The organism is Pseudoalteromonas sp. MSK9-3, assembly GCF_003590335.1.
Lineage (GTDB): Bacteria > Pseudomonadota > Gammaproteobacteria > Enterobacterales > Alteromonadaceae > Pseudoalteromonas.
The window spans coordinates 58359-67726 of record NZ_MIET01000013.1; the positions used below are offsets into that span (position 1 = coordinate 58359).

The window sequence follows — 9368 nt, forward strand, 5'->3', positions numbered from 1 at the left end:
TATTGTGAGAAAAATTGCTATTTTTACCGGAACCCGAGCTGAATATGGGTTACTTTATTGGACTTTAAAAGGTCTAAAAGCACATCCGCGGTGTGATTTACAATTATTCGTAGGCGGGATGCACCTATCAAGAGAATTTGGCTATACCATTGAGCAAATAAAGCAAGATGGCTTTGATGTAACTGGGCAGTTGGAGTTCTTGGTATCTTCAGATACAGCCTTAGGTGTATCGAAATCAATGGCTTTAGCCATGATGTCTGCTGCCGAACAATTTGTGATACACACCCCTGATATGCTGTTGGTATTGGGTGATAGGTATGAATCCTTAGCGGTCGCACAGGCTGCAATGCTCGCAAATATTCCAATTGCACATATACATGGAGGCGAGGCCACTGAGGGTCTTATTGATGAAGCTATTCGTCATTCATTGTCAAAAATGTCTCATTTGCACTTTACTACGACCGAAGTCTATAAAAAGCGGGTGGAGCAACTTGGTGAGCAGCCGAATCGGGTTTTTAATGTCGGTGCTCCTGGCATTGATAATTTATTAAAATTAAATTTACTTTCAAAGAAATCGTTAGAAAAGGAACTCGACTTTAAGTTGGGAGAACAGTTCTTTTTAGTAACTTACCACCCTTTAACTTTAGATAAAGAAAGCTCACTTCAAGCATTGGAAAACCTGCTATTAGCTTTTGGTGCCTTCCCTCATTATCAGCTTGTTATTACCTATCCAAATGCGGATACATTTGGCAGGGTGCTGATAGATAAGCTACAAGAGTTTGCAAAAAGCCAAACAACCAGAGTATTGTTAACACAGTCATTAGGTCAGTTGAAATATTTATCACTTATGAAAGTGTGTGACGCGGTTGTTGGTAATTCATCGAGTGGCATATTGGAAGCGCCATCTTGCAAAGTTGCAACCGTCAATATTGGTGCTAGGCAGTTAGGCCGAGTTGCTGCTAAATCAGTTATTCAAAGTGGTGGATCTGTAGAGGAAATAGTACAAGCTCTGAAAACAGCGATTAGCTTAGAGCATAAGGAGGTGTGTATGTCGGTTATTAGCCCCTATGGCACTGGTGGAGCGTCGGATAAAATAGTGCATGAAGTTATGAATCAGTCACTTGAAGATATATTATTAAAAAGGTTCAATGACTTTGGTGGTGAGTCATGAACGTAGCATTTATCGGTTGTGTAGAAACCAGTCATGCAGCATTCAAACAATTGTTAAAGCACCATGTGGAAGGTAAGATTAAGCTGGTTGCATTGATCACCAAATCTAAATCAGTGTTTAACTCAGACTATGCAAGTTTGGCTGAATTAGCGCTAGAACTTGGTATTGAGACAACCTTTTTTATAAATGATACCGATTACGAAAAAGCCTTATTGGATAAACATATTGATATATTATTTTGTATTGGCTGGAGTCATATAATACCTAGTAAAATACTCCATCACGTGAAAAAAGCGGCAATAGGTTTCCATCCGGCAAAGCTACCTCGTAATCGTGGGCGCCACCCTTTAATTTGGGCATTGGCCTTGGGGTTGACAGAAACTGCCTCGAGCTTTTTTTTAATGGAGGAAAATGTTGATAGTGGCGCGCTAGTGGATCAGGAGACAATCGAAATATTTGATACGGATTATGCTCGAGATTTATATAATAAAGTGCTTTTGGTAATCCCTCAACAGATATCAAAAATAGTCAAAGGCTATCATGACAACTCAATCGAGCCTCAACCTCAAGTAGAAACTGGCTCTAATTATTGGCGCAAACGGTCAGCGATTGATGGTGCAATTGATTGGAGAATGCATGCTAACGATATTTACAACTTAATTAGAGCTTTGTCTTCGCCATATCCTGGGGCTACATTTTTAAAGGGCGGCGAAACCTATACTGTAACTTGTGCGACTCATCACAACGAAATGGTAGCATTAAACTTCGAACCGGGGAAAATACTAAGCACAACCCGTACCAAGGTACATGTAAAGTGTTCAGGTACATCGAGTCTTTGGTTAGAAAATATAGATGGCTCAAAATTCATAACCGGAGAGTACATATGAGTATTGTGGCAGTTATTGCGCCACACCCTGATGATGAAACATTAGGGTGTGGAGGGACTATATTGAAACACCTTGCTGCTGGTGACGAAGTTCATTGGATTATTGTTACACAAATTAACGAAGAAATTGGTTTTTCAAAAGACCGCATAAGCGCGAGAAAATGTGAAATAAAGCAAGTGGCTGATGCGTATAAAATGACGTCTTATTTGTGGCTAGAGCATGTGGCTACTACTTTGTCATCAGATACATTAGGAGATCTAATTGGTGATTTATCTGAGGTGATTAATCGGCTAAAGCCCGATCAGCTTTATGTCCCATACCCTGGCGATGTTCATTCAGACCATGGTGTGGTGTTTAATGCCGTGTCGGCATGTTCAAAGTCGTTCAGATACCCGTTTATCAAAAAAATATGCTGCTATGAAACCCTATCTGAAACTGAGTTTGCGATAAACCCTATGAACCCTGTATTTAAGCCAAACTTATTCGTAGATATTTCGGAGCACGTAGAGCGAAAAGTCGAAATCATGCAGTATTACAAAGGTGAGATCCAGCCCGCACCATTCCCCCGTAGTGAAGAAAATATTCGCGCATTAGCACGTTATAGAGGTGCAGTAGCTGGGTGCGACATGGCCGAAGCGTTTATGATACTAAAAGAGGTAATATGAATCAGAAAGTTACAATCATTGCTGAGGCTGGAGTAAACCATAATGGCGATATTGCTCTTGCTTACAAATTAATAGATGCAGCAGTTGAAGCTGGTGCTGATATTGTAAAGTTTCAAACTTTTAAAGCAGAACAGTTGGTCACCCGAGAAGCGCGGCAATGTGAATACCAAACGGTCAATACGGAGATTAAAGAGTCTCAATTTGCTATGTTAAAACGGCTTGAGCTACCTTATGAGCATCACGGCCCGCTTATTTCGTATTGCGCTAAAAAAGGGATACAGTTTTTATCTACCGCGTTTGATGAACAAAGTCTAAGCTTTTTGGTAAATGAATTAGGGCTTTCTACATTGAAGGTCCCGTCGGGTGAGATAACCAATGGCCCGTTTTTATTGGCTCACGCAAAGACGGGGGCTGATATTATTTTATCAACGGGAATGTCGACATTAGCAGATATAGAGTTAGCTTTGGCTGTGCTTGCATTTGGTTTTACTACGCCAGAAAAAGAGTGCTCCATTGCTGCGTGCCAGAGCGCTTATGCGTCCGAGGCTGGGCAGAAAGCTTTAAGGCAAAAAGTGACTTTGTTGCATTGTACGTCAGACTATCCTGCAAAGTTGGAAGATATTAACCTAAAAGCTATGAATACAATGGCTGATGCATTTGGGGTTCCCGTTGGCTACTCAGATCATTCTGAAGGTGTCGCGGTCGCACTGGCGGCTGTTGCTCGCGGTGGTGTCGTTATTGAAAAGCACTTTACGTTGGATAAGAAATTACCAGGCCCAGATCATAAAGCCTCTCTTGAGCCCAAAGAGTTAGACTATATGGTAGCTAATATTCGCTCTGTTGAGCGGGCGTTAGGTAGTAGGATTAAGACGTTTACTGAGTCTGAGGTTGAAAACCGCTCTATTGTCAGAAAGAACTTAGTGACGACACGAGCTGTAGAAGCGGGTGAACTCTGGCAGCCAGATATGATTACGGCTAAACGTTCAGGTTCGGGTCGCTCACCAATGGAGTATTGGTCTCTTATTGGTAGCTCTGTTGTGACAGATCTTGATGAAGAGCAGGAAATATAGTGAAAATCGGTTATTTTGCAGATGGACCTTGGGCTCACAAAGCGTTAGAGAAAATAGTAACTGATAGTTGCTTTGAAATAGTGTTCATTGTACCTAGATTTGATACTCAAGATCCCATATTGAAAGAGTGGGCAAACAAACTAGGTGTACCATTCTTACTGGCTGAGAATGTTAATTCAGAGCAGTTTATTGGTGTGATTAACCAGTTTGGTGCCGAACTTTTGGTTTCTATGTCGTTCAATCAAATATTAAAAACGCCTATTCTTTGTATGGCACCTAAAGGTTTTATTAACTGTCACGCAGGGGCATTGCCATTTTATCGAGGGCGAAACCCTTTAAATTGGGTACTGATAAATGGAGAAAGTGAATTTGGGATCACCGTGCATTATATTGACGAAGGCATTGATACCGGCGATATCATTGAGCAACAGAAGTTCCCGATAGAAGGTGTCGACAATTATAGTACTTTGTTGTCTAAAGCCATTAATTCGTGCGCAGATGTACTATATTCAGCGTTAAAAAAATTGGCTACAAATACCGTTGAACGAATACGGCAGCAAGATATACATCCTATTGGCACCTATTTTTGCCAACGTGTTATCGGGGATGAAGAGTTAACATTCAATCAATCAGCTGTGAGAGTCCATAACTTTATCAGAGCGATTACGTTGCCAGGCCCCGGTGCTCGTTGTTTTCATGGTGATCAAGAATATGCAATTTTGAGTAGTGAGCTTATTTTAGGTGCACCTGAATACATTGCAACAATAGGTGAGGTGACTGCTCGTAATTCAAAAGGGTGTGTAGTTAAAGTAGCAGATAGTTCAATACTAATTACGCAAATGAGTGAAGTATTTGATGGAAAAGTAGCTGAAAAATTTACGCCTGATTTTCGGGTTGGAACGCGTTTCAAGGTTGGAAAATGAAACCAGCGAGTAAAGTGCTCGCGGTGGTAACTGCGAGAAAAGGAAGTAAGCGACTTCGAAATAAAAACCTTAAACCGCTACTTTCAAAGCCATTATTACACTGGACTTTAAAAGCCGGGGTAGAGAGTAGTACGATAACAACCTGTCTTTTGAGTACTGATTGCGAGGAAATGCGCACTTTAGGACAATCTATGGGCGCGCAAGTGCCATTTTTGAGGCCTGCGCATTTAGCGTCGGATACCGCTAAGTCAATAGATGTTGTTCTTCATTCGCTTGATTATTTCGAATCTCAAGGAGAGCAATTTGACTACGTTATTTTGCTACAGCCAACATCACCGTTAAGGACGTCTAAACATATCGATGAGGCTTTTTTTCAGATGATTGGTAGTGGTAGTGAAGGCATCATTTCTGTTTGTGAGGTTGAGCATTCGCCAATTTGGTCGGGACAGCTTGGTCAAGATAAAGACATGTCTCAGTTTTTAAATATGGACTTTGTTAATGCTAGGAGCCAAGATTTACCTCCTTATTTTCGGCTCAATGGTGCAATCTACATAGCTAAAGTGGCTGCTATACGAGAACAGAAGAGTTTTTTTCTGGGGCAAAACTTACAGGCATACATTATGTCTCAACGAGAATCGATAGATATCGATTCTGAATTAGATTTTAAATTTGCACAGTTACTGATGGAAGAAGCACGTTGAATTATAGAATATTAATTGTTGGATGTGGGGAAATAGGCGCACGTCACTTACAAGGTGTGCTCAAAAGTAGTTTACCTTTGAGTATTGATGTAGTCGATATTGACAAAGAGTCATTAACTAAAGCTCGAAAGTTGGCAGATGAAGTAACGCCTGGCAATGGTCAAACGCAAGTACATTATAAAGTAGTGTTACCAGAAGGGCAGGATTATAGCGTTGCAATTATCGCGACAACCTCAAATGTTAGACTTCATGTAATGCGTGAATTATTAAATAGTAATCATGTGACCAGCTTGATACTTGAGAAGTTTTTATTTTCTTTTAAAGATGAATATCAAAAAGCAAGAAATTTACTTAAGGAGCATTCAGTTAAGGCATATGTCAATTGTCCTCGTAGGATGAACCCACACTATCAGGCGTTGAAAAAAGAACTAAAAAAACATGCAAATTGGCAATTTTCGGTCGTGGGAAATGAGTGGGGGCTTGCTTGCAACGCGGTACATTTTCTAGATATATATCGTTATTTATTTGAAGAGAAAGAGCTTTTTATTTTAGAAGATAAAGAGTTAGAGCCTTGTATATTTGATAGTAAACGAGGTGGTTATAAAGAGGTGTTTGGCCGAATAATGAGTTTATCAAAAGAGCTTTCAATATCGTGCGGGCATAGTGAAAAAATGTCATTACAGGTGAAGCTGACTTCAGAGCATCAGGAGGTTCTAATCGATGAGCTTGCAGGTACCATCGAATTTAATGGTGATATACAAGAAATACGCCCTTTTGAAACGGTTTATCAAAGTAATTTAAGTTATCAGTTTGTTGAACAGAGTATTCAGGAGGAACCAATGACACTAACACCATTTGAAGAGTCTGCTGATACCCATTTGGCACTTTTAGATACGCTAGAGAAACATTTCCAATTACATGGGGATACCTCACGTGGTCGTGAGTATCAAATCACTTAGGGGGTAGATATGATTTGGTTAATTGGTGCTGGTAGTATGGCGATTGAGTATGCAAAAGTACTTAAAGCGCAAAATGAAACTTTTAAAGTTATTGGACGAGGACAGGGATCAGCAACGGAGTTTGAGAGTAAAACAGGAATTACTGTACATAGGTCACCAATTGATGAAGTGGTTAAAGGTGCTGATATTAGGTGCGACAGCGCGATAGTGTGTGTAAGTACATTATCGAGTTTTGATATTACCTTGCAGTTATTGGGTATTGGCTTTAAATCAATTTTGGTTGAAAAACCGGCTGCTTTGTCACTGGATGAAGCAAAGCAGCTATATCGAGCTTCTATTGAGGCTAATGCTAATGTTTATATAGGATTAAATCGAAGGTTCTACGCATCAGTTGAAAAAGCACACCAGTTAATAAAAGAGGATGGTGGTGTAAGGGCCATTCAGTTCGAGTTTACTGAGTGGTCTCATGTAATTGAGAAGTTAAGTAAGCCAAGAAAAGAATTAGAGAACTGGTTTTTATGTAATTCACTCCATGTTGTCGATTTAGCATTTAGTTTTTCCGGAGCACCAGCTGAAATGTCATGTAATCACTCGGGTGAATTAAGTTGGCATAAACCAGCTTTGTTCAGTGGTTCAGGTGTGACACAAACAGGCGTATTATTTAGTTATCATGCGGACTGGGAGTCGGCAGGCCGGTGGGCTATTGAAATACAAACGAGTAAAAGAAAAATATATTTGTCTCCCTTTGAAGAGCTTGCTATACAAAATAAGGGCTCTATTTCAATATCTAAATTTGCACTTGAATCTAGTCTAGATATAGATTTTAAGCCTGGGTTATATAAACAAGTCGAGAGCTTTTTAGGCAATAAACAGACTGACATGGTCACTATTAATTCATATGTAGAAATGCTCCCTCACTACCTGAAAATAGCAGGCTACTGAGGGAGGCTATGTGTTAGAAGGTAATTAATCTAATGCATAAATTTATGCTTAATGATTACTTTTTAACTTTACTGAGGTTTTTGAAAATATGGAGTTAAGGAGTTGAATACACGAATATGTCCTTGTTTACTTAAGTGGTGGCCATCTGAAATATACATATCTTCAAGTATTACACCCTCAAAGGTTTTGCTTAAATAACCTGTAGGAAACGATTTTGCTAATATATGGTTGTATTGCTCAATAGATGCTTTGAGTTTTGAGTTTTTTTTAGCATAGCTTTCACAAGCTGGTCCAATAGGGACCACTAAGAATTTACTACTAGGAAAAACATTTTTTAGCTTTTCAATATTTTTTAAGTACTCGTTAGGCTTTACGAACCGATTATCATCTCGTTCAATATAATATTGTTCATTTGCTTTCACTCTTTTGTGAATGAAATTTTGAACCCATTTAGGGGTTTTATTTATCCAGCGCAAGTTCTCTTTGCTAATTGCTCTTGGGTAACAATCAACAATCCCGACTTGCAAGATTACAAAGTCAACGTTTTTATAAGCTTTAAGTGAGGAATCTATGTTTTCAATTAATCGACTAGAATCTAAAGCTCGCTGGCGCAACATTCTAAAAGAGCAAGTTGATGAGAATGCATCAGTTAACTTATAAATCCATACATCGTCGTCCACCGTTTCTTCTGGAGGGGAGCGAGGTAACCCCAATGAGTCTGTTAAAATCAGTACTTTAGTTTTTTTATTCATTTTAATTTAATCCAAAGTTTAAGAAGTGATCAAATTTCTGGAAAATATTATTCCTGATAGTGGGGATTTCATTGAAATAAAGAACTAGATTCTTTCTGCTTCCCATTTTCTTAACAAAGCTTGCACTGTGGTGGATTTTGCAATCAAACAGCACAATATCTCCAGCTTTTAACACTGCTTTCTCAGCATTTTTATAGCTAGTAAAGCTAGGCTCAAAATGATTATGTGCCTGAGTGGAAAGACCATTCATTGCGTACATTTTATGATATCGCTCTTTATACTCACACTTAATTTTATGCGTACCTTTAATGAATGTAAATGGACCGTCAATGTCACTCATATCCTCAAGTATAACCATAACTTTAAACTGGTCGCTCAAATTATCAATATGCCAAAATAAATCTTGTCTGGGAACGCGCGTATTTAGGAGATACTCAGCCATAACAAAACTAGGAGTGGGAAGTATGTTAAGTTTAAAGTGACGTTGGGCAACCTCTGAGAACATGGTGTTATTGAGAATGAATTTTGAAAATGCGGACGGCGTTTTTTCATGTTCTTGAAACAATATTCGTTGCTTATTATCAAAGGGAGAGCTTTGTACGTAGCGGACACCATCAATAAAATCAAAAGTGAAGCGGCTTCTTAATGCCTTTTGAACTGTTTTCTCATCTTGTTTAGGCATTTTCTTGAAGCTATTGTCCCATTCACTTTGTAATAATTGAATTGTCTTCTTATCGAAAAAATCATTGATAATACAAATACCGTCTTGCTCTAGTGTATTCAGCAATGATTGATGTTTATCATCGGGGCAATTCAAGAGCTGAGCTCGTTCACTTTCATTCCAAAACTGCCAAAATAGTTCTTGATTAGACTGGAGTAATGATTTTATTTCTGGTCCAAATAATTCAAAAAGAGAATTATTTTCGGACATATACTGAGAGATTAATAGCTGTACAAACTCTTGCGGTGAGTTATTGGCTAGGTTAGATAGGTCTTCAAAGTTATTAATCATTGTTATATTTACTCCGTAACTAGGTGGCACTCATGATACTTGAGTTTAAGCAAAATATGGACCAAAATTTAGTGTGTATGGATAGGGTGTTGTGGTTCAATAATTCCGGACACTATTTTAGGTGGTATCATTACCACTCAATCAGAGGTGTCCGATGGCAAAAAAACGCAGAACATTTAGTAAAGAATTCAAACTTGAAGCCGCTTGTTTAGTTTTAGACCAAGGCTATTCACTTCAAGAAGCATGTCGTTCATTAGATGTTGGAGAAACGGCTTTAAGGCGCTGG

11 protein-coding genes are annotated in these 9368 nt (G+C 39.0%); 9 read left to right on the top strand and 2 right to left on the bottom strand.

Annotated elements, in window-relative coordinates; translation table 11 throughout:
• The first annotated feature begins 4 nt into the window (after nt 1-4).
• From neuC to BGP78_RS05965, 8 genes are read left to right on the top strand one after another with little or no spacing between them, the layout of a single operon-like run.
• Entirely contained in the window at nt 5-1171 is a 1167-nt protein-coding gene (gene neuC, locus BGP78_RS05930; RefSeq protein ID WP_119860543.1) for a UDP-N-acetylglucosamine 2-epimerase, read from the top strand.
• Entirely contained in the window at nt 1168-2058 is an 891-nt protein-coding gene (locus BGP78_RS05935) for a formyltransferase family protein (RefSeq protein WP_119860544.1), read from the top strand. The genes neuC and BGP78_RS05935 overlap by 4 nt, the downstream gene beginning before the upstream one ends.
• Nucleotides 2055-2723 carry a PIG-L deacetylase family protein gene (locus BGP78_RS05940; protein WP_010362163.1) on the top strand — a complete coding sequence of 223 codons (669 nt, stop codon included), beginning with the start codon at nt 2055-2057 and terminating at the stop codon, nt 2721-2723. The genes BGP78_RS05935 and BGP78_RS05940 overlap by 4 nt, the downstream gene beginning before the upstream one ends.
• On the top strand, nt 2720-3793 hold the full coding sequence (gene neuB, locus BGP78_RS05945) for an N-acetylneuraminate synthase (RefSeq protein WP_119860545.1): 1074 nt from the start codon (nt 2720-2722) through the stop codon (nt 3791-3793). Before BGP78_RS05940 ends, neuB begins: the two co-directional genes overlap by 4 nt.
• Nucleotides 3793-4716 carry a methionyl-tRNA formyltransferase gene (locus tag BGP78_RS05950; protein ID WP_119860546.1) on the top strand — a complete coding sequence of 308 codons (924 nt, stop codon included), beginning with the start codon at nt 3793-3795 and terminating at the stop codon, nt 4714-4716. The genes neuB and BGP78_RS05950 overlap by 1 nt, the downstream gene beginning before the upstream one ends.
• Nucleotides 4713-5417 carry a cytidylyltransferase domain-containing protein gene (locus tag BGP78_RS05955; RefSeq protein WP_119860547.1) on the top strand — a complete coding sequence of 235 codons (705 nt, stop codon included), beginning with the start codon at nt 4713-4715 and terminating at the stop codon, nt 5415-5417. Before BGP78_RS05950 ends, BGP78_RS05955 begins: the two co-directional genes overlap by 4 nt.
• On the top strand, nt 5414-6376 hold the full coding sequence (locus tag BGP78_RS05960) for a hypothetical protein (protein ID WP_119860548.1): 963 nt from the start codon (nt 5414-5416) through the stop codon (nt 6374-6376). The genes BGP78_RS05955 and BGP78_RS05960 overlap by 4 nt, the downstream gene beginning before the upstream one ends.
• Before the next feature lie 9 nt (nt 6377-6385).
• Nucleotides 6386-7318: a Gfo/Idh/MocA family protein gene (locus tag BGP78_RS05965; protein WP_119860549.1), complete on the top strand. Its 933-nt coding sequence runs from the start codon at nt 6386-6388 to the stop codon at nt 7316-7318.
• Nucleotides 7319-7386: 68 nt separating this feature from the next.
• On the opposite strand, the gene BGP78_RS05970 is transcribed toward BGP78_RS05965, so the two are convergent.
• Complete coding sequence (locus BGP78_RS05970; protein WP_119860550.1) at nt 7387-8070, bottom strand: hypothetical protein; 684 nt, start codon at nt 8068-8070, stop codon at nt 7387-7389.
• A 1-nt stretch (nt 8071) separates the two neighbouring features.
• Nucleotides 8072-9082: a phytanoyl-CoA dioxygenase family protein gene (locus tag BGP78_RS05975; RefSeq protein WP_119860551.1), complete on the bottom strand. Its 1011-nt coding sequence runs from the start codon at nt 9080-9082 to the stop codon at nt 8072-8074.
• 154 nt (nt 9083-9236) lie between these two features.
• Here BGP78_RS05975 and BGP78_RS05980 point away from each other — a divergent pair.
• A partial coding sequence (locus tag BGP78_RS05980; RefSeq protein ID WP_147386060.1) for a transposase occupies nt 9237-9368 on the top strand: 132 nt, incomplete at its 3' end.